At 71.8% G+C, this 18,968-nt stretch carries 19 protein-coding genes; 14 read left to right on the top strand and 5 right to left on the bottom strand.

Annotated elements, in window-relative coordinates; genetic code table 11:
- Positions 1-10 precede the first annotated feature (10 nt).
- The 6 genes from rpsM to truA all read left to right on the top strand — a co-directional run bounded on the left by rpsM (position 11) and on the right by truA (position 4,122).
- The gene (rpsM, locus tag ACFFBG_RS16275) at positions 11-391 is read left to right on the top strand and encodes a 30S ribosomal protein S13 (protein ID WP_375480601.1); all 381 of its coding nucleotides are present in this window, start codon (positions 11-13) and stop codon (positions 389-391) included.
- Entirely contained in the window at positions 391-795 is a 405-nt protein-coding gene (gene rpsK, locus ACFFBG_RS16280; RefSeq protein WP_375480603.1) for a 30S ribosomal protein S11, read from the top strand. Before rpsM ends, rpsK begins: the two co-directional genes overlap by 1 nt.
- Entirely contained in the window at positions 795-1,400 is a 606-nt protein-coding gene (gene rpsD / locus ACFFBG_RS16285; RefSeq protein WP_375480604.1) for a 30S ribosomal protein S4, read from the top strand. The genes rpsK and rpsD overlap by 1 nt, the downstream gene beginning before the upstream one ends.
- A 143-nt stretch (positions 1,401-1,543) precedes the next feature.
- Positions 1,544-2,569, top strand: coding sequence for a DNA-directed RNA polymerase subunit alpha (locus ACFFBG_RS16290; RefSeq protein ID WP_375480605.1), 1,026 nt, complete (start codon positions 1,544-1,546; stop codon positions 2,567-2,569).
- Between the two features lie 20 nt (positions 2,570-2,589).
- Positions 2,590-3,276 (top strand): 50S ribosomal protein L17, encoded by a 687-nt coding sequence (gene rplQ, locus ACFFBG_RS16295; RefSeq protein WP_375480606.1) that lies wholly within the window; start codon positions 2,590-2,592, stop codon positions 3,274-3,276.
- Positions 3,277-3,309: 33 nt separating this feature from the next.
- Positions 3,310-4,122, top strand: a complete 813-nt coding sequence (gene truA, locus ACFFBG_RS16300) for a tRNA pseudouridine(38-40) synthase TruA (RefSeq protein WP_375480607.1) — start codon at positions 3,310-3,312, stop codon at positions 4,120-4,122.
- A 59-nt stretch (positions 4,123-4,181) separates the two neighbouring features.
- Here the strand turns inward: truA and ACFFBG_RS16305 are convergent, their stop codons facing one another.
- Together ACFFBG_RS16305 and ACFFBG_RS16310 are read right to left on the bottom strand one after the other, a co-directional pair.
- Positions 4,182-4,769: an RBBP9/YdeN family alpha/beta hydrolase gene (locus ACFFBG_RS16305; RefSeq protein ID WP_375480608.1), complete on the bottom strand. Its 588-nt coding sequence runs from the start codon at positions 4,767-4,769 to the stop codon at positions 4,182-4,184.
- Positions 4,770-5,135: 366 nt separating this feature from the next.
- Positions 5,136-6,554 (bottom strand): FAD-binding oxidoreductase, encoded by a 1,419-nt coding sequence (locus ACFFBG_RS16310; protein WP_375480609.1) that lies wholly within the window; start codon positions 6,552-6,554, stop codon positions 5,136-5,138.
- Positions 6,555-6,637: 83 nt separating this feature from the next.
- On the opposite strand from ACFFBG_RS16310, the gene ACFFBG_RS16315 reads away from it, so the two are divergent.
- Entirely contained in the window at positions 6,638-8,257 is a 1,620-nt protein-coding gene (locus ACFFBG_RS16315) for an ABC-F family ATP-binding cassette domain-containing protein (RefSeq protein WP_375480610.1), read from the top strand.
- A 77-nt stretch (positions 8,258-8,334) separates the two neighbouring features.
- On the opposite strand, the gene ACFFBG_RS16320 is transcribed toward ACFFBG_RS16315, so the two are convergent.
- Complete coding sequence (locus tag ACFFBG_RS16320) at positions 8,335-9,015, bottom strand: class F sortase (protein ID WP_375480611.1); 681 nt, start codon at positions 9,013-9,015, stop codon at positions 8,335-8,337.
- A 190-nt stretch (positions 9,016-9,205) separates the two neighbouring features.
- On the opposite strand from ACFFBG_RS16320, the gene rplM reads away from it, so the two are divergent.
- From rplM to ACFFBG_RS16340, 4 genes are read left to right on the top strand one after another with little or no spacing between them, the layout of a single operon-like run.
- Positions 9,206-9,646, top strand: a complete 441-nt coding sequence (rplM, locus tag ACFFBG_RS16325; protein ID WP_375480612.1) for a 50S ribosomal protein L13 — start codon at positions 9,206-9,208, stop codon at positions 9,644-9,646.
- 8 nt (positions 9,647-9,654) lie between these two features.
- The gene (gene rpsI, locus ACFFBG_RS16330; RefSeq protein ID WP_375480613.1) at positions 9,655-10,038 is read left to right on the top strand and encodes a 30S ribosomal protein S9; all 384 of its coding nucleotides are present in this window, start codon (positions 9,655-9,657) and stop codon (positions 10,036-10,038) included.
- A gap of 5 nt (positions 10,039-10,043) precedes the next feature.
- A complete protein-coding gene (glmM, locus tag ACFFBG_RS16335) occupies positions 10,044-11,375 on the top strand; it encodes a phosphoglucosamine mutase (protein ID WP_375480614.1) in 1,332 nt (443 codons plus the stop codon).
- A gap of 2 nt (positions 11,376-11,377) precedes the next feature.
- The gene (locus ACFFBG_RS16340; RefSeq protein ID WP_375480615.1) at positions 11,378-12,787 is read left to right on the top strand and encodes a serine/threonine-protein kinase; all 1,410 of its coding nucleotides are present in this window, start codon (positions 11,378-11,380) and stop codon (positions 12,785-12,787) included.
- A 6-nt stretch (positions 12,788-12,793) separates the two neighbouring features.
- Here ACFFBG_RS16340 and ACFFBG_RS16345 read toward each other — a convergent pair whose 3' ends face one another.
- Entirely contained in the window at positions 12,794-14,389 is a 1,596-nt protein-coding gene (locus ACFFBG_RS16345; RefSeq protein WP_375480665.1) for a GMC family oxidoreductase, read from the bottom strand.
- Positions 14,390-14,436: 47 nt separating this feature from the next.
- Positions 14,437-15,447: an MBL fold metallo-hydrolase gene (locus tag ACFFBG_RS16350; RefSeq protein WP_375480616.1), complete on the bottom strand. Its 1,011-nt coding sequence runs from the start codon at positions 15,445-15,447 to the stop codon at positions 14,437-14,439.
- 119 nt (positions 15,448-15,566) lie between these two features.
- Here ACFFBG_RS16350 and glmS point away from each other — a divergent pair, with 119 nt between their 5' ends.
- From glmS to ACFFBG_RS16365, 3 genes are read left to right on the top strand one after another with little or no spacing between them, the layout of a single operon-like run.
- Positions 15,567-17,423, top strand: a complete 1,857-nt coding sequence (gene glmS, locus ACFFBG_RS16355) for a glutamine--fructose-6-phosphate transaminase (isomerizing) (RefSeq protein WP_375480617.1) — start codon at positions 15,567-15,569, stop codon at positions 17,421-17,423.
- A gap of 18 nt (positions 17,424-17,441) precedes the next feature.
- Positions 17,442-18,476 (top strand): NAD(P)/FAD-dependent oxidoreductase, encoded by a 1,035-nt coding sequence (locus ACFFBG_RS16360; protein WP_375480618.1) that lies wholly within the window; start codon positions 17,442-17,444, stop codon positions 18,474-18,476.
- Between the two features lie 5 nt (positions 18,477-18,481).
- Positions 18,482-18,853 (top strand): holo-ACP synthase, encoded by a 372-nt coding sequence (locus ACFFBG_RS16365; RefSeq protein WP_375480619.1) that lies wholly within the window; start codon positions 18,482-18,484, stop codon positions 18,851-18,853.
- Positions 18,854-18,968: the final 115 nt, after the last annotated feature.

Raw genomic sequence — 18,968 nt, forward strand, 5'->3', positions numbered from 1 at the left:
GAACGACCGTATGGCACGTCTTGCCGGCGTCGATCTGCCCCGCGAGAAGCGGCTGGAGATCGCGCTCACCTACATCTACGGCGTCGGGCGGACCCGCGCGCACGAAACCCTGAAGGCCACCGGCGTCAGCCCGGACGTCCGCGTCCGGGACCTCAGCGAGGACGACGCGGTGAAGCTGCGCGAATACATCGACGCCAACTTCCGCGTCGAGGGCGACCTGCGCCGCGAGGTCGCCGCCGACATCCGTCGCAAGATCGAGATCGGCTGCTACGAAGGCGTCCGGCACCGCCGCGGCCTGCCCGTCCACGGCCAGCGCACGAAGACCAACGCGCGCACCCGCAAGGGCCCCAAGAAGACCATCGCGGGCAAGAAGAAGGCAGGTAAGAAGTAGTGCCAGCACAAGCGCGCAAGGCGGGCGTGAAGAAGGTCCGCCGCAAGGAGAAGAAGAACGTCGCGGTGGGCCAGGCCCACATCAAGAGCACGTTCAACAACACGATCGTCTCGATCACCGACCCGCAGGGCAACGTGATCAGCTGGGCCTCCGCCGGGCACGTGGGCTTCAAGGGCTCGCGCAAGTCGACGCCGTTCGCGGCGCAGATGGCGGCCGAGAACGCCGCCCGCAAGGCCCAGGAGCACGGGCTGAAGAAGGTCGACGTGTTCGTCAAGGGCCCGGGATCTGGCCGGGAGACCGCGATCCGGTCGCTGACCGCCGCTGGCCTCGAGGTCGGGACGATCTCCGATGTCACCCCGCAGCCGCACAACGGCTGCCGTCCGCCGAAGCGTCGGAGGGTCTGATGGCTCGTTACACCGGACCTGCGACACGTATTTCGCGGCGCCTCAACGTCGACCTCGTCGGCGGCGACCGCTCGTTCGAGCGCCGCCCGTACCCGCCCGGCCAGCACGGCCGCTCGCGCATCAAGCAGAGCGAGTACCTCCTGCAGCTGCAGGAGAAGCAGAAGGCGAAGTACAGCTACGGCGTGCTCGAGAAGCAGTTCCGGCGCTATTACGAAGAGGCCGTCCGCGGTCAGGGCAAGACCGGCGACAACCTGCTGCAGATCCTCGAGTCCCGGCTGGACAACGTCGTCTACCGTGCCGGCATCGCCCGCACCCGGCGCCAGGCCCGCCAGCTGGTGAGCCACGGCCATTTCCTGGTCAACGGCCACAAGGTCGACATCCCGAGCTACCGCGTCTCGCAGTACGACATCGTCGACGTGAAGCCGAAGTCGCTGGAGACCACGCCGTTCCTGATCGCCCGCGAGACGCAGGGCGACCGGCCCGTCCCGGCCTGGCTGCAGGTCGTGCCGAACCGGCTGCGGGTGCTCGTGCACCGGCTGCCGGAGCGCGCGCAGATCGACATCCCGGTCCAGGAGCAGTTGATCGTCGAGCTCTACTCCAAGTAGGACGCTCGCAATCTCGAGTTGTCCGCGCGTCATCGGCCCAGCGGCCGAGCAACCGAGGACAACTCGTGAAGCAAAACAACTGAACACCGAAAGTTCACGGGCTTCATATAGCGGGAGCCCCGTCAGAAGAAGGAGCACTGCCTGTGCTGATCTCTCAGCGCCCCACCCTGGCCGAAGAGCCGATCGCCGAGAACCGCTCGAAGTTCGTCATCGAGCCGCTCGAGCCCGGCTTCGGGTACACGCTCGGCAACTCGTTGCGGCGCACGCTGCTGTCCTCCATCCCGGGCGCGGCAGTCACCAGCATCCGCATCGACGGCGTGCTGCACGAGTTCACGACCGTCGAGGGCGTCAAGGAAGACGTCACCGACGTCATCCTGAACCTCAAGGAGCTCGTCGTCAGCTCGGACAGCGATGAGCCGGTCGTCATGTACCTGCGCAAGCAAGGCCCGGGCGACGTCACCGCCGCGGACATCGCTCCGCCGGCCGGCGTCACCGTGCACAACCCGGACCTGCACATCGCCACCATCAACAAGAAGGGCCGGCTCGAGATCGAGCTGGTCGTCGAGCGCGGCCGCGGCTACGTCACCGCCACGCAGAACAAGCAGGCGGGACAGGAGATCGGCCGCATCCCGGTCGACTCGATCTACTCGCCGGTGCTGAAGGTGACCTACAACGTCGAGGCCACCCGCGTCGAGCAGCGCACCGACTTCGACCGTCTGGTCGTCGATGTGGAGACGAAGAACTCGCTGGCCCCGCGCGACGCCGTCGCCTCGGCCGGGCACACGCTGGTCGAGCTGTTCGGCCTGTTCCGCGAGCTGAACGACGAGGCAGAAGGCATCGACGTCGGTCCGTCGCCGGCCGAGGTCGCCGACATCGCGGCGTTCTCTATGCCGATCGAGGACCTCGACCTCACCGTGCGCTCCTACAACTGCCTCAAGCGCGAGGGCATCCACACCGTGGGCGAACTGGTCGGCCGCAGCGAGGCGGACCTGCTCGACATCCGCAACTTCGGCTCGAAGTCGATCGACGAGGTCAAGGTCAAGCTGGCCGGCCTCGGACTGCAGCTGAAAGACAGCCCGCCCGGATTCGCGCTGCCGACCTCGGTGGAGTCCTACGGCGAGGACGACTTCGCCGACGACACTGATTACGCCGAGACCGAGCAGCTCTAAATCCGACTAGGAGCACCACAATGCCCACGCCCACCAAGGGTGCCCGCTTCGGCGGCAGCCCCGCGCACGAGCGGCTGATGCTGGCGAATCTCGCCACGTCTCTGTTCGAGCACGATCGCATCACCACCACCGAGGCCAAAGCGAAACGGCTGCGGCCGTTGGCCGAGCGGCTGATCACCTTCGCGAAGCGGGGTGACCTGCACGCTCGCCGCCAGGTGCTGACGGTCATCCGGGACAAGGATGTCGTGCACAAGCTGTTCGCGGAGATCGGCCCGAAGTTCGCAACCCGGCCTGGCGGCTACACCCGCATCGTCAAGACCGGTCCGCGCAAGGGCGATAACGCGCCGATGGCGATCATCGAGCTGGTGGAGGAGCTTCGCTCGGTCGTCGCCGAGGCCGAACGAGCCCGCGGCACGAAAAGCGCGGCGAAGAAGGCTCCGAGCGGCCGCACCCGGGAGATCGCCGAGGACGCCGCCGCCGAGTCGGCGACGGCCGCGGCGGTGGCCGCCGACGACGCCTCGGTCGAAACGGTCGAGGTCGACGAGAGCGCCGAGACCGGCGCGACCGCGGCGACCGACGAGGGGCTGACGGCGCTCGGCTTGGACAGCGAAAAGGCCGAGGGCGCCGCGGAGGCGGCCGAAGAGGTGCTCGAGGGCGAGGAGCCCGAGGCCGGTGGCCAGGAAGCGCGCTCCGCCAACGAGGACTGAGCCACCGAGGACTGACCCACGCTGAACGACAGCATGATCGAGGCGGGCCCGCTGATGCGGGTCCGTCTCGACCTCACTTATGAGGGCGCCGGGTTTTCCGGCTGGGCTCGCCAGCCGGGTCGGCGCACCGTCCAGCAGGTCGTCGAGGACGCGTTGGCGGTCGCCTTGCGGCTGCCCGCCGTGCGGTTGGTCGTGGCCGGCCGCACGGACACCGGCGTGCACGCGACCGGTCAAGTCGCGCATTGCGACGTGCCGGAACTGCCGGGCACATTGCTGCGCAGTCTGCGCGGGCTGCTGCCCCCCGACGTCCGAGTGCTCGCGGCGTCAGTCGCTCCGCTCGGCTTCGACGCCCGGTTCGCCGCGATGCTGCGCCGCTACGAGTACCGGATTGCCGATGCCCCGGGCGGGGTCGACCCGTTGCGCCGTCGGTTTGTGCTCGGCTGGCCGCGCCCCCTTGACGTCGAGTCGATGGCCGGCGCCGCGCGGCAGCTGGTCGGGCTGCACGATTTCGCCGCGTTCTGCCGGCGCCGCGAGGGGGCGACGACGATTCGCACCCTGTTGCGCCTCGACGTCGAGCGCGACGGCGATTCGGGCGCCGAGATCGTGTGCACAGTCGTGGCCGACGCCTTCTGCCACTCGATGGTGCGCTCGCTGGTCGGCGCGTTGCTCGCCGTCGGCGAGGGCAGACGTGCCGTCGATTGGCCGGCGTCCCTGCTCGATCGGGACCGGCGCTCGGACGAGGTCGGGGTGGCGCCGGCGCACGGCTTGACGCTCGTCGAGGTGGGCTACCCGCCGGATGCGGAGCTGGGCGCCCGCGTCGAGCAGACGCGAGCGCGTCGAGCCTGACCGTCTTTGGCCGCGTGGCGGTGCGACAGGCGCAAGATCTGCCGCGGCGGGGCGACGACTCAGAAGAACGCGAGGTTGTCGCGGTTGCACCAGTTGAGCGCTGCCGGCCACTCGCCGAATCCGCTGTCAGCGTTCAAGTGCCCGCCGCCCTCGATCACCGTCGTCGCGATCTTGAGCGGCACGCCGTAGGCCGCCGCAATCCCTTCGGGCAGGTACGGGTCGTCATCGCTCGCCACCAGCACCGTGCCATCCGCGCCCGCGCGCACCGCGTCGACGTACAGCGGCGGCGGGAAGAACTCGTCGATCTGCGGCTCCGCCGTCGTCGGCGACGGGGGCGACACGAGCGCGACGCGGGCGGCCCGCGGCGAGGTGCCCGGCACCTGCACGTGATGCAACCACAGCACCGCGCCCAGCGAGTGAGCCAGCACGTCGTAGCCGTCGGCCGGCAGGTCGGCCAGCGCAGCCCGCAGCGCGGCCAGCCAGCCGGCGAGGTCGGGGTTGTCGACGTCGTCGAACGCCGGGCGGCGCGTCTGTCGGCCGGCTTCCTGCAACCGACCCTCGAGCCACGTCTGCCAGTGCTCCGGGCCGGACCCGCCCCAGCCCGGCACGACAACGGTCGGGACGGCTCTGCTCGGACGGCGCGGCATGAGACTCGACCCTAGGCGGACGGCGCCCACCACCACCACCAGGTGGTTCCCCCTCAGCGCCTGTGTTACGGCGGTAGCACAGTGCTGGAACGGACACCCCGGGTCGGCGCCGCCACTATCCGGCCTCGAACTGTCAGTGGCGCTATTTAGCGTTGGGGGAGGACGAACAGAGAGGGTCTCCATGAGCGCAGAGAAGCCCTGGCTCGATGACTTCGAGCGTCAGCTCGCGGCCTTCGACGAGCTCGATCGGCTGGAGCGCGAAGGGTCGCTGCGGTTGAGCAACCGCCGTCGAGACTCTCGCCGCGGTCGGCCGGCTCGAGGACGCGTGCGCGGAACTGCGTGCCCTGCTCTCCTGACGGTGAAGCCTCACGTCCGGGTGGGGCTGAGCACGACGCCGGGGTTGAGGATGCCGAGCGGGTCCAGCGCGTCCTTGATCCGGCGGGTGAGCGCCATGACCTCCGGCCCGAGCTGCGCCGGCAGCCACGGCGCCTTCAGCCGGCCGACGCCGTGTTCGCCGGTGATCGTGCCGCCGAGGGACAGCGCTAGGTCCATCACCTCGCCGAAGGCGATCCGCGCCCGCGCCTCGGCTGCGGCGTCGCCGGGCGGATAGGCGATGATCGGGTGGGTGTTGCCGTCGCCGGCGTGCGCCACGACCACGATCTCGGTGTCTTGGGCGGTCGCGATCTCCCGGACGCCGCGGACCAGGGTCGGCAGCTCCGGCACCGGGACGCCTACGTCCTCCAGCAGGAGTGCGCCGCGCCGCTCCATCGCCGGGAACGCCGCGCGCCGCGCCACCGCGAACGCCTCGCCCTCATCGGGATCCGAGGTCAGGTAGATCTCGTCCGCGCCGTTCGCCACACACGATTCGCGGACCAGCTCCAACTCGGCCTCCGCGGCCGGCGCCGGCGCGTCGGAGCGGGCGAGCAGCAGTGCCCCGGCGTCGCGGTCGAGGCCCATCGAGATCATGTCCTCGACGGCGTTGATGCTGCCGTTGTCCATCAGCTCGAGCATCGAGGGCCGCACCCGCGCGGTGCAGGAGACGACAGCCTTCGCGGCGGCCTCGATCGAGGCGAACGTTGCGACCAGCGTCGAGCCGACCGGTGGCGCCGGCAGCAGCCGCAGGGTCAGCTCGGTGATCACGCCCAACGTGCCCTCGGAGCCGACGAACAGCTTGGTCAGCGACAGCCCGGCGACGTCCTTGAGCCGCGGTCCGCCGAGCCGCACGGCTGTCCCGTCGGCGAGCACGACCTCCATGCCCAGCACGTAGTCGGTGGTGACGCCGTACTTGACGCAGCACAGGCCGCCGGCGTTCGTCGCCGCGTTGCCGCCGATCGAGCAGATCTCGAACGACGACGGGTCGGGCGGGTACCAGAGCCCGTGCGCGGCCGCCGCCGCCTTCACCTCGACGTTCAACGCGCCGGGCTGCGCGACCGCGACCCGGGTGACCGGGTCGACGACGACCTCTCGCATTCGCTCAGTGCTCAGCGTGATCCCGCCGTCCACCGCGGTAGACCCGCCGGACAGGCTGGACCCAGCCCCGCGCGGCACGACCGGGACGCGCCGCGCGCTTGCCCAGCGCAGCACCGTCTGCACGTCCGCCGTGCACGTGGCGCGGACGACCGCGAGCGGCGTCCCCGCGTCCGGGTCGCGCGCCCAGTCCTGCCGGTAGCCGGCGAGCAGGTCGGGATCGGTGAGCAGCGCGCCGGCCGGCAGCTGCGCTGCCAGCGCGGCTAGTTCGACCTCGCCGGCGGCAGCTGCCTCAGCTGGATTGTCGGTGAGCGACATGGCGACCATCTTGCTCCAGCAGCGCCGCGAAGGTGGTGGTAACCGGGGTGCGCGGCGGGCCCGATTCCCGTCAGACTGAGCCGATGGGCTACGTCGACGTCAGCGGGGTCGGGCACACGCTGTCCGACGGCCGCGCGCTGCTCACCGACGCGACCTTCCGGATCGGCGAAGGCGTCAAGGCGGCCCTGGTCGGGGCCAACGGCGCCGGCAAGACGACGTTGCTGCGCCTCGTCGCCGGCGACGAGCAGCCGCAGAGCGGCGCGATCGCCCGGGTCGGCGGTCTAGGCGTCATGCGCCAGTTCATCGGCTCGGTGCGCGACAGCACGAGCGTGCAGGACTTCTTGATCCAGCTCTGCGCGCCGGCGCTGCGCGTCGCGTGGGCGGCGCTACAGGCCGCAGAGCTGTCGCTGATGGAGCGCGACGACGAGGCCGCGCAGCTCGCGTACGCGCACGCGATCACCGAGTGGGGCGACGCCGGCGGCTACGACGCCGAGGTGCTGTGGGACACCGTGACGGTCGCCGCGCTCGGCGTCCCGTACGAGCGGTGCAAGTACCGCGAGCTGCGGACGCTGTCGGGCGGCGAGCAGAAGCGACTCGCGCTCGAACTCCTGCTGCGCGGCCGCGACGAGGTGCTGTTGCTCGACGAGCCGGACAACTACCTCGACGTGCCCGGCAAGCGTTGGCTCGAGCAGCGGCTGCAGGAGACGTCGAAGACGGTGCTGTTCGTCAGCCACGACCGCGAACTGCTCGCCGCCGTCGCCGACCGGGTGGTGACGATCGAGGGCGGCACGGCCTGGGTGCACGGCGGCGGCTTCGCGTCCTATCACGAGGCGCGGGCGAATCGGCACGAGCGGATGGCCGAGCTGCGCCGGCGCTGGGAGGAGGAGCACGCCCGGCTGAAGGAGCTGACCCGAACCCTGCAGCAGCAGGCGAAGATCAGCCCGGACATGGCCTCGCGCTACCGGGCCATGGCCAACCGGCTGGCGAGGTTCGAGGCCGTCGGGCCGCCGCCGGACAAGCCGGCGGACCAGCAGGTGTCGATGCGGCTGCGCGGCGGGCGCACCGGCAAGCGCGCGATCACCTGCGTCGGCCTAGAGCTGGCCGGGCTGATGCGCCCGTTCGACGCCGAGATCTTCTACGGCGAGCGGATCGGCGTGCTCGGCGCGAACGGCGCGGGCAAGTCGCATTTCCTGCACCTGCTCGCCGGCTCGCCGGTCGCGCACACCGGCGAGTGGCGGCTCGGCGCGCGCGTCGTCCCGGGCCTGTTCGCGCAGACGCACGCGCACGCGGAATGGTTCGACCGTCCGCTGCTCGACCTGCTCTGGAAGGGCGCCGAGGACCGGCCGAGCGTCGACCGCGGCCGCGCGATGTCGGTGCTGCGCCGCTATGGGCTGGGCGAGCAGGCCGAGCAGCCGTTCGGCACGCTGTCCGGCGGACAGCAGGCGCGTTTCCAGATCCTGTTGCTGGAGCTCTCCGGCGCCACCCTGCTACTGCTCGACGAGCCGACCGACAACCTCGACGTGCTCAGCGCCGAGGCGTTGGACGAGGCGCTCGACTCCTTCGACGGCACGGTCCTGGCGGTGACCCACGACCGCTGGTTCGCCCGCTCCTTCGACCGGTTCCTCGTCTTCGGCGCGGACGGCCGGGTGTACGAGTCGAACGAGCCGGTCTTCGACGAGACACGGGTGCAGCGCGCCCGCTGACCTGCAGCTCAGGCCGGCACGGCTCTGCAGCTCAGGCCGGCACGGCTCTGCGGCTCAGGCCGGCACGGCTCTGCAGCTCAGGCCGGCACGGCGTAGACGACGATGTTGTCGAGGTAGTTGCCGGTGGCCGCGTCGAACGGGCCGCCGCAGGTCACGAGCGCGATCCGGCCGACGACCTTCTGGTCGAAGATCTGCCGGTAGGGCAGCGACGTCTTGTGGTAGGTCCGGACGCCGGTGACCGAGAACTTGACCTCGGCCCGGCGGCCGGCCCCATTCTTAGCGACGTTGTGCGTGCCGAACACGTACACCGGATCGCCGGGCTTGAGCTTGCCGATGTCGGCGAGCGCGCCTGTCACGCCGGCGTAGTTGATGTGCCCGGCGAGCACGGCGGTGCCGGTCTTCGCCCCGGGCTGTGCGCCCGGCTTCCACCAGCCGACGATCTTCGGGTCGAGCGGGATCTCCAGCTCGCCGTTGGAACTGGTGGCGACCGAGACGACCGGCGCCTGGGCCTTCAGCGTGGGCAGCTCGACCCGGTTCGGGCTCAGCGCCAACGCCGCGGCGTCCGAGCCGACGCCTGCGGTTGTCGGCACCGACCCGACGTTGCGCTCCTGCGCCTGCGCGTTGTGGCCCCAGTAGGGCGAGGTCAGCCACGTGACGCCGGCGAGCGACAGGACCAGCACCATCGCGATGACGCAGGCGAAGGGCACCCAGCCGATGTGCTGCAGGACGCTGGAGCGCTGCGATTTGGCCTGCGGCACCGGGCTCCTGTTCGTCGTTCGTACCGCTGAGGATGATAGGCCGGATTTGGCCGGGCCGCCGCAGCGCCGGTAGTGTCAGTGGTCGACGTGCGGCAGACCTGCGCGTCCCGGCCATGCCTCGGAGTGACCGCCCCAATCGCGGGCACTGTGGGGGCGCGTTCCGCGTGAAGACCGAGCAGAGGACCAAGCTGTGCCCACGTACTCCCCGAAGCCGGGTGAGATCGAGCGTTCCTGGCACGTGATCGACGCCGACGACATCGTTCTCGGCCGTCTCGCCAGCACCGCCGCCCGCCTGCTGCGCGGCAAGCACAAGCCGCAGTTCGCCCCGCACGTCGACACCGGCGACTTCGTCGTCGTCGTCAACGCGTCCAAGATCGCCGTCGCGGCCAGCAAGCGCGGCGACCTCCGTTACCGGCACTCCGGCTACCCGGGCGGCTTGCGGCAGGTGACGGTCGGCGAGCTGCTCCAGCGCCGGCCCGAGCGCCTGGTCGAACTCGCCGTGCGCGGCATGCTCCCGAAGAACACCCTCGGCCGCGCCCAGCTGAAGAAGCTCAAGGTGTACGCCGGCCCTGACCATCCGCACGCGGCGCAGAAGCCCCAGCCTTTCGAGATCAAGCAGGTTTCCCAGTGACAACTCCCATGCCCGCACCCGTCGTCGGCCGCCGCAAGGAGGCCATCGTCCGAGTCCGCCTGATCCCCGGCACCGGCGACTTCAAACTCAACGGCCGCACCCTCGACAGCTACTTTCCGAACAAGGTCCATCAGCAGCTCATCCGCGAGCCGTTCGTGACGCTGGAGAAGGACGGCCAGTACGACGTCATCGCCTCGCTGATCGGCGGCGGCATCACCGGCCAGGCCGGCGCGCTGCGGCTCGCGATCTCCCGCGCGCTCATCGGCATCGAGCCCGACGACCGGCCGGCGCTGAAGAAGGCCGGCTTCCTCACCCGCGACCCCCGGGCCAAGGAGCGCAAGAAGTACGGGCTGAAGAAGGCCCGCAAGGCGCCTCAGTACTCCAAGCGGTAAACGACTTGTCGCTGTTCGGCACCGACGGCGTTCGCGGCCTCGCGAACGGCGACTTGACGCCGGAACTCGCGCTCGCGGTCGCCAGCGCGGCCGCTCGCGTCCTGGTCGCGCACGACGCGTCGCACCGCCCGTTGGCGGTCGTCGGCCGCGACTCGAGGGCCAGCGGCGAGATGCTGGAGGGCGCGGTCGTCGCGGGCCTCACCTCCGCCGGCGCGGACGTGCTGCTCGCCGGCGTCGTGCCCACTCCCGCCGTGGCGTACCTGACCGACTCGTACGGCGCGGACGTCGGCGTCGTGCTGTCGGCGTCGCACAACCCGATGCCAGACAACGGGATCAAGCTGTTCGCGGCCGGCGGGGTAAAGCTGCCCGACGAGATCGAGGCGGAGATCGAGGCGCTGCTCGACGCGCCGGTCCGCAACCGGCCCACCGGCGCGGCCATCGGCCGGCTGCGGGTGGCCGACGACGCGGTCGAGCGCTACGGCGCCCACCTGCTCGGCACGCAGCCGGCGCGCCTCGACGGCCTGCACGTGGTGGTCGACTGCGCGCACGGCGCGGCGTCGGCCGTGGCGCCGGAGATCTACCGCGGCGCCGGGGCGAGCGTCACCACCCTCGCCGCCGCGCCGGACGGGTTGAACATCAACGACGGGGTCGGCTCCACACACCTGGGTCCGTTGATCGCCGCCGTGCGGGCCAGCGGCGCGGACCTGGGCATCGCCCACGACGGCGACGCAGACCGCTGCCTGGCCGTCGACGCCACCGGCGCGGTGGTCGACGGCGACCAGCTGCTCGCGATCTGCGCTCTCGCGCTGCGGGCGGCTGGCCGGCTGCGCGACGACACGGTCGTGGCGACGGTGATGAGCAACCTCGGCTTCCATCACGCCATGCGCGACGCGGGCATCTCGGTGCTGACGACCGCGGTGGGCGACCGGTACGTCCTGGAGACGCTGCGCGCGAAGGACCTCAGCCTGGGCGGCGAGCAGAGCGGGCACCTCATCTTCGCCGACGACGCGACGACCGGCGACGGGCTGCTCACCGCGCTGAACGTCATGGCCCGGATGGCCGACACCGGCGCGGCGCTGGCCGAGCTGGCGGGCGTCGTGCAAAGGCTGCCGCAGACGCTGGTGAACGTCCCGGTCGGCGACCGGGCCGCCGTCGCGTCCTCGCCCGCGGTGGCCGCTGCGGTCGAGGCCGCCGAGCGCGAGCTGGGCGACGCCGGCCGGGTGCTGTTGCGAGCCTCGGGCACCGAGCAGCTAGTGCGGGTGATGGTCGAAGCCGGCAACCAGGAGCTCGCCGACGCGCTCGCCGGGCGCATCGCCGACGTCGTCGCCACTGCCTGATCATGGACCCGGACGACGCGGGCCCGCGCACCCAGCCGATGCCCAGCGAGCCGAACCCGTCGGGCTGGCTGCTCGCGAACCGCTACCGCGTGCTCGACCAGATCGGCAGCGGCGGCATGGCCCAGGTGTTCCGCGCCCACGACGATCTGCTCGACCGCGACGTCGCCGTCAAGCTGTTCCGCTCGGTGACTGACGAGCCGGCCGACACCGTCGCCAGCGCCCCAGGCGCCCGGCGAGCGCTCGAGCTGCAATCGCTGGCGCGGCTGAACCACCCCAATCTGATCACCCTCTACGACGGCTCGATGTCCGACGACGGGCCGAGCTTCCTGGTCATGGAGCTCGTCGACGGCACGGACCTCTCGGTGCGGCTGCGCGAGGGGCCGATGCCGCCGGCCGAGGTCCGCGCGATCGGCGCCCAGATCGCCGCCGCGCTCGGCTACGTCCACGCGCAAGGCCTGGTGCACCGCGACGTCAAGCCGGCAAACATCCTGCTCGGCGCCGACAACGATCCGGACGACCCCAGCGGGGTGCGCGCCCGGCTGTCCGACTTCGGCGTCGTCCGGCTGGTCGGCAGCCCGCGGATGACCTCGGCGGCGATGACGCTCGGCACCGCGTCCTACCTCGCGCCGGAGCAGGCGCGGGGCGGCGATGTGGATCCGGCGGCCGATGTGTACGCGCTCGGCCTGGTGCTGATCGAGGCGCTCACCGGCCGGCGCAGCTTCGACGGACCGGTGCTGGAGACCATGGTCGCCCGGCTCACCCGCGCGCCCGAGATCCCCGCGACGCTGCCGCCGCCGTGGCCGCAGCTGCTGGCCGCCATGACCGCGATGGACCCCGCCGCGCGGCCGACCGCCAGCCAGGTGGCGCGCACGTTGCGCGGCGCGGACCCCGGCGCGCACCCGTCGGCGCCGCCCTACGGTGCGGATGCCCCCACGACCGCGTTGCGGCACGGAGCGTTGCCCTACGCGGCGGCCGGCCCGCCAGTCCTTCCGCCCGTCCTGCGGCCCGTCGGCGCCCAGGGCAGCGCGGGCGGCCCGGGTAGCTCGGGTCGTCGTGGCGTGGCGGTGATCATCGTGATCGTTGCGGTGCTGCTGCTCAGCGGGCTGCTCGCCTACCTGGTGGCGAGCTCGTCGGGCGGATCCGGCGGAAGCCCTTCGCAGTCGCCGTCGCCGTCGCCGTCGCCTTCCTCGACCTCGAAGCCGACGTCCTCCGCTGCGCGGACGACCAGCTCCGAACCGTCGACGTCGAGCCACTCGTCGACCAAATCGAGCGAGCCGCAAACCTCCAGCAGCAAGCCGCCCTCCAGCAAGCCGCCGACCACGAGCAGCTCGGTCAGCTCGCCGGCCACCTCGGCCAGCAGCACGCCGCCGTCGAGTTCGACCGGCAGCACACCGGCCGCCGCCGCTGGCTGAGCGTGCTCAACCGGTGGACCGGATCAGGTCCGCGGCCCGTTCGGCGATCATCACCGTCGGCGCGTGCGTGTGGCCGCGGATGATGCGCGGCATCACCGACGCGTCGACCACGCGCAGGCCGTCGAGGCCGCGCAGCCGCAGCTGCTCGTCCACGACCGCGTCGTCGTCGGCGCCCATCCGGCAAGTGCCGCACGGGTGGTAGAGCGTCTCGGCCGCCGTCCGCACGTACTCGGCGAGGTCTGTCTGGCCCGGCGCCGGCATCATCGTCTCCCCGACATGGCCGCGCAGCGCGCTGGTCTCGAACAGCCGTTGCGAGATCAGGCAGCCGGCGACCAGGCGTTCGAGGTCCTTGGCGGCGGTGAGGTATCCGGCGTCGACCACGGGGGGCACCCGGGCGTCGACCGAGCGCACCGTCACCGTCCCGCGCGATTCCGGCCGGAGCAGGATGACGCCGATCGTGATGCCGTGGCCGGGCGGCGTCGCCTGGCCGTGGTCGATGAACGGCGCCGGGGCGAAGATGAACTCCAGGTCCGGATGCTCGACCTCGGGCTCCGAGCGCCCGAACAGCACCGCCTCGCCGACGTTCGACGTCAGCATGCCCTTGCGCTGGGCGAGGAACTTGATCAGGTTGATCGGCTTCTCGGCGTCGACCAGAGTGCCCCCGGCGGGCGTGAACATGATGACCGGCACGGACAGGTGATCCTGCAGGTTCTTGCCCACGCCGGGGCTCGCGACAACGACCGGGACACCGGCGGCGGCGAGGACGTCCGGGTCGCCGACGCCGGAGATCTGCAGCAGGTGCGGCGTGTGCACCGCGCCCGCGCAGACGAGCACCTCGCGGCTGGCGTGCAGCGTCGCGCCGCCGCCCGGTCCGGCGATCCGCACCCCGACGGCGCGGCCGTCCTCGATCAACACCCGTTCGGTCAGGGAGTTCACGAACAGGGTGACGTTCGGCCGCTTGAGCGCGGGGCGCAGGTAGCCGTCGGCCGCGCTCCACCGGCGGCCGCGGCGCTGGGTCACCGGCGTCGGGGCGTAGCCGTCGATACCGGGCACGTTCAGCTCGGGCAGCCGGTCGAAGCCGTCCTGGGCGCACGCCTCGAAGAACGCCGCCCGCATCGGATTCGGGTCGCGCAGCTCCTCGATGTAGAGCGGGCCGCCGGTTCCGTACACGTCCCCGGCGTTGCTGCCGACCCGGTTCTCCGCGCGCCGGAAGTACGGCAGGACGTCGGCGAAGCCCCAGCCCGGCGCATGGGCGGCCCACTCGTCGTAGTCGGCGTCCGCGCCGCGGACCCACATCTGCGCGTTCAGCGACGACGAGCCGCCGAGCGTCCGCCCGCGCGGCCAGTACAGCTCGCGCGCCTTCAATTCCGGCTGGGAGGTCGTGAACAGGTCCCAGTCGTACTTCGTGTGGAACAGCTTCGGAAACGCCGGCGGCAGCCGGATGTTGACGCTGCGGTCCGGCGGTCCGGCCTCGACGACGGCCACGGACACAGACGGGTCAGCGCTCAACCGATTGGCGAGCACACAACCCGCCGAACCGGCACCGACGATCACGTAGTCGAAGCGCCGCGCCGGGCCGGACTGAGACCTGCGGCCGGACAGAAGTGTGGAAGCGCGTCGTGAGGGCACCGGGCTGAAGCTACGCCGGCTCAGATCCGCGCGAAATGGGCCACGCCATCGACGTCGGACCGGGTCAACGCGCCCTGGTCGACCAACACCCGCAGGTGCGCCATCGTCTCTTGCACCGCGAGGATCTGGTTGAACAGGTCGAGGTCGTCGAAGCGCCGGCCGCGCCGCGTCCACGGCAGCGCGCGCGCGGCCTCAAAACCCGTCTCGGCGCCGTGGTCGACGACCCCGGCGGTCGCCTCGAGCCGGTCGGCGTGGTGGGCGAGCAGCTCGTCGACCCGCTCGTGCACCGACTCGGCGACCGGGCCGTGCGCCGGGAACAGCCGGGCGTCGGGCAGCGCGCGGACCAGCGCGAGCGAGGCGAGGTAGTCGCGCAGCGGCGAGGGCGGCCGGTTCGGCTCGACGCCGATCGAGGGCGTGATGTGCGGCAGCACGTGGTCGCCGCTGAACAGCGCCTGGTTGGCCGAGTCGAGGTACACGACGTGGCCGCGGGTGTGGCCGGGCGTCGCGATCACCCGCAGCGTCCGGGTGGAAAGTGGTAATTCGACGCCGTCGTCGAGCCAGCGGTCCGGGTCCGTCCACTCCTCCGGGTCAGCCCGCTCGCGCCACGCCTCGGCCTGCCGGGCGATGTCCGCCGCGCCCGCCTCGCGCAGCCGGCTGGCGTTGTGCGCCGAGCCCGACTCCGATCGGACGAGGCGCAGGCACTCGCGCTCGCCCGCGCCGAGCGACACCCGGCTGCCGAACACCCGTCGGAGCACGACGGCTTGGGTGTAGTGGTCGCGGTGGGCGTGCGTCACCAGGAACTCCCGGACGTCGCCGAGCTCGAAGCCGATCTCGCCGAGGCCCGCGGCGAGCCGTGTCCGCGCCTCGTCGAGCGCCCAGCCGGCGTCGATCAGCACCACGCCGTCGCCGTCGACGATCGCGTAGACGTTGACCGCGCGCAGCCCGTCGTTCGGCAGGGGCAGCGGGATCCGGTGCACTCCGGGAGCGACCTCGACGGCGCCCGGCCGTTCCCAGGCGCGGCGATCAAGCACGACAGCACGCTAGTGCCCCGCTCGTTCTTGGCCGCGCGGCGGGGTGGCGCGCCGAGACACGGGCCGCGACGGGGCCAAAGCTCCCGTCCCGGAGCTGACCGCCCGGTTAAGCTGGGCGGATGTGCGGCATCGTCGGTTACGTCGGACCGCGCTCGGCGCTCGACGTCGTGGTCGAGGGCCTGCGGCGCCTCGAGTACCGCGGCTACGACTCGGCCGGCGTCGCGATTCTGGACGGCGCGCAGTTGCAGGTGGCCAAGAAAGCCGGCCGGATCGAGAATCTCGACAAGCTGATCGCCAGCGAATTCGACGACCACCCGATTCGCGGCAACACCGGCATGGGCCACACCCGGTGGGCCACGCACGGCGCGCCGACCGACCGCAACGCCCACCCGCACGCCGGCGCGGCCGGCCGGGTCGCGGTCGTGCACAACGGCATCATCGAGAACTTCGCCGACCTGCGCGCCGAACTCGAGCGGGACGGCGTCGAGTTCGCCAGCGAGACCGACACCGAGGTCGTCGCGCATCTGGTCGAGGCGGCGCTCGCCGCCGGGGCCCGCTCGCTCGCCGATGCGCTGCGGGCCGTCTGCCGTCGTCTTGAGGGCGCCTTCACCCTCGTCCTGCTCGACACTGCCGAGCCGGACGTCGTCGTCGCCGCCCGCCGCAACTCACCGCTGGTGCTCGGCGTCGGCGAGGGCGAGACGTTCTTGGGCAGCGACGTCGCCGCGTTCATCGAGTTCACCCGCGACGCCGTGGAACTCGGGCAGAACCAGATCGTCGAGATCCGCCGAGACGGCTACACCATCACCGACTTCGCCGGCGAGCCCGCGCAGGGGGCGCCGTTCCACATCACCTGGGATCTGACCGCCGCCGAGAAGGGCGGCTACGAGTACTTCATGCTCAAGGAGATCGCCGAGCAGCCGAAGGCGGTCGCCGACACCCTGCTCGGCCACCTGGTCGACGGCCAGATCGTGCTGGACGAGCAGCGGCTCGACCCGCAGGAGCTGCGCGACATCGACAAGGTGTTCATGGTGGCGTGCGGCACGGCCTACCACTCCGGCCTGATCGCCAAGCAGGTGATCGAGCACTGGACGCGGATCCCGGTCGAAGTGGAGATGGCCTCGGAGTTCCGCTACCGGGACCCGGTGCTCGACCGGCAGACGCTCGTCGTGCCGATCAGCCAATCGGGCGAGACGGCGGACACCCTCGAGGCGGTGCGGCACGCCGCCGAGCAGCGCGCGAAGGTGCTGGCGATCTGCAACACCAACGGCGCACAGATCCCGCGCGAGTCCGACGCCGTCCTCTACACCCACGCCGGGCCGGAGATCGGCGTCGCCGCGACGAAGACGTTCCTCGCTCAGGTCGCGGCAGTGAAGCTCGTCGGGCTCGCGCTGGCGCAGGCGCGCGGCACCAAGTACGGCGATGAGATCGTCCGCGAGTACGAGTCGCTGTGCGCGATGCCCGCCGCGATCGCCGAGACGCTCGCGGCGATGGCCGGCGTCCGCGAACTCGCCCGCGACATCGCGCAGGCGAAGGCGGTGCTGTTCCTCGGTCGGCACGTCGGGTTCCCGGTCGCGCTCGAAGGCGCGCTCAAGCTCAAAGAGCTCGCCTACATGCACGCCGAGGGCTTCCCGGCCGGCGAGCTCAAGCACGGCCCGATCGCGCTGGTCGAGGAGGGGCTGCCGGTCGTCGTGGTCATGCCGTCGCCGGCCGGCCGGCCGGTGTTGCATCAGAAGATGCTCTCCAACGTTGCTGAGGTCAGGGCGCGCGGCGCGCGGACGATCATCGTGGCCGAGGCCGACGACGTCGCCGCGCGGCGCCTGGCGGCGGATTTCATCGAGGTCCCGCGGGTGCCGACGCTGTGCTCGCCGATGGTGACGACGCTGCCGCTGCAGATCCTGGCCGCGGAGATCGCCCGCGCCCGCGGCTATGACATCGACAAGCCGCGGAACCTGGCGAAGTCAGTGACCGTCGAGTGAGTCGCTAGGCTGCCGGCTGTGACGCCTGTGCTGCGCGGCTCGCTCTCGTCAGTCGACCTCGTCATCGTCGGCGCCGGGCCGGTGGGCCTGTTCGGCGCGTACTACGCCGGCGTGCGGACGCTGTCGACGGCCGTCCTGGACTCCCTCGAGGAGCCGGGCGGGCAGATCACCGCCATGTACCCGGAGAAGGCGATCTTCGACGTCGCCGGGTTCCCGGCGATCCGCGGCCGCGACCTCGTCGAGCAGCTGCTCGAGCAGGCGGCGCCGTTCCAACCCGACTACCGCCTCGGCCATCAGGCTGTCGGCCTCGAGCGGGGGGACGGCTCGTTCGCGATCACGACCGCGTCCGGCCACCGCATCGAGTGCCGCGCCATCGTGATCACCGGCGGCATCGGCACGTTCACCCCGCGGCCGCTGCCGACCGGCGCGGAATACCTCGGCCGCGGACTCGTGCACTTCGTGCCGGACCCGACCGCGTACGCCGATCAGCACATCGTCGTCGTGGGCGGCGGCGACTCCGCGATCGACTGGGCGCTGCTGCTGGAGCCGATCGGCGCCTCGGTGACCGTCGTGCACCGCCGCGGCGAGTTCCGCGCGCACCCGCACTCGGTCGAGTTGTTGAAGGCGTCCAGCGTCGAGCTGATCACCGACGCCCAGATCTCCGCCGTCCGCGGCGACCCGGACGTGTCCGAGGTCGAGGTGAGCGTCAAGGGCGCGGACGCGCCGCGCACGCTGCACTGCGACAAGCTCGTCGCCGCGCTCGGGTTCACCGCGAACCTGGGACCGCTGCTCGAATGGGGGCTGCGGATCGAGAAGCGGCAGATCGTGGTCGACACCGCGGGCCGCACGACCGTGCCCGGCGTCTACGCGGCCGGCGACATCGTCGACTACGACGGCAAGGTCAAGCTGATCGCCACCGGCTTCGGCGAGGTCGCGACGGCGGTCAACAACGCCGCCGCCTACCTCAACCCGGCCGTCTCGGCGTTCCCCGGCCACCTGTCGGACTACGCCCCGGCGCCGGGCGAGCCGGTGGCCGTGTCGCCGACGGCCTGACCGGCGTGCCGGTCGTCGGCGTGGGCATCGACGTGGTGCCGGTCGAACGGTTCGCCGCCGTGCTGCGCCGCACGCCCGCGCTTGCCGCGCGGCTGTTCACCGCCGCCGAGCGCAGCACGCCGGCCGGCGCGCCGCGGACCGCCGAGTCGCTTGCCGCCCGGTTCGCGGCGAAGGAGGCGCTGGCGAAGGCGCTGGGCGCGGGCGGGGGGATGTCGTGGATAGACGCCGAGCTGCTCGTCGACGACGCCGGCCGGCCGCGGCTAGCCATCCGCGGCACCGTGCAGGCGCGCGCGGACTCGCTCGGCGTGGGCCGGCTGCACGTGTCGCTGTCGCACGACGGCGGGGTGGCGGCGGCGACGGTGATCGCGGAGAGCTGACCCCCTCTCGCGAGTTGTCCGCGTGTCGTCGGGCGTGACGCCGACGTAGCGCGGACAAGTCTGTGGTGGGAGCGGCGATGGGTGGGCGGCGATGGGCGGGCGGCCGTGCGGTGCG

The organism is uncultured Jatrophihabitans sp. (assembly GCF_964251945.1).
GTDB lineage: Bacteria > Actinomycetota > Actinomycetes > Mycobacteriales > Jatrophihabitantaceae > Jatrophihabitans.

Coding starts and splice junctions, on each gene's coding strand:
- rpsM (WP_375480601.1), top strand. CDS start 11: ATGGCACGTCTTGCCGGCGTCGATCTGCCCCGCGAGAAGCGGCTGGAG.
- rpsD (WP_375480604.1), top strand. CDS start 795: ATGGCTCGTTACACCGGACCTGCGACACGTATTTCGCGGCGCCTCAAC.
- rplQ (WP_375480606.1), top strand. CDS start 2,590: ATGCCCACGCCCACCAAGGGTGCCCGCTTCGGCGGCAGCCCCGCGCAC.
- truA (WP_375480607.1), top strand. CDS start 3,310: ATGATCGAGGCGGGCCCGCTGATGCGGGTCCGTCTCGACCTCACTTAT.
- ACFFBG_RS16305 (WP_375480608.1), bottom strand. CDS start 4,769: ATGCCGCGCCGTCCGAGCAGAGCCGTCCCGACCGTTGTCGTGCCGGGC.
- ACFFBG_RS16310 (WP_375480609.1), bottom strand. CDS start 6,554: ATGTCGCTCACCGACAATCCAGCTGAGGCAGCTGCCGCCGGCGAGGTC.
- ACFFBG_RS16315 (WP_375480610.1), top strand. CDS start 6,638: ATGGGCTACGTCGACGTCAGCGGGGTCGGGCACACGCTGTCCGACGGC.
- rpsI (WP_375480613.1), top strand. CDS start 9,655: ATGCCCGCACCCGTCGTCGGCCGCCGCAAGGAGGCCATCGTCCGAGTC.
- ACFFBG_RS16340 (WP_375480615.1), top strand. CDS start 11,378: ATGGACCCGGACGACGCGGGCCCGCGCACCCAGCCGATGCCCAGCGAG.
- glmS (WP_375480617.1), top strand. CDS start 15,567: ATGTGCGGCATCGTCGGTTACGTCGGACCGCGCTCGGCGCTCGACGTC.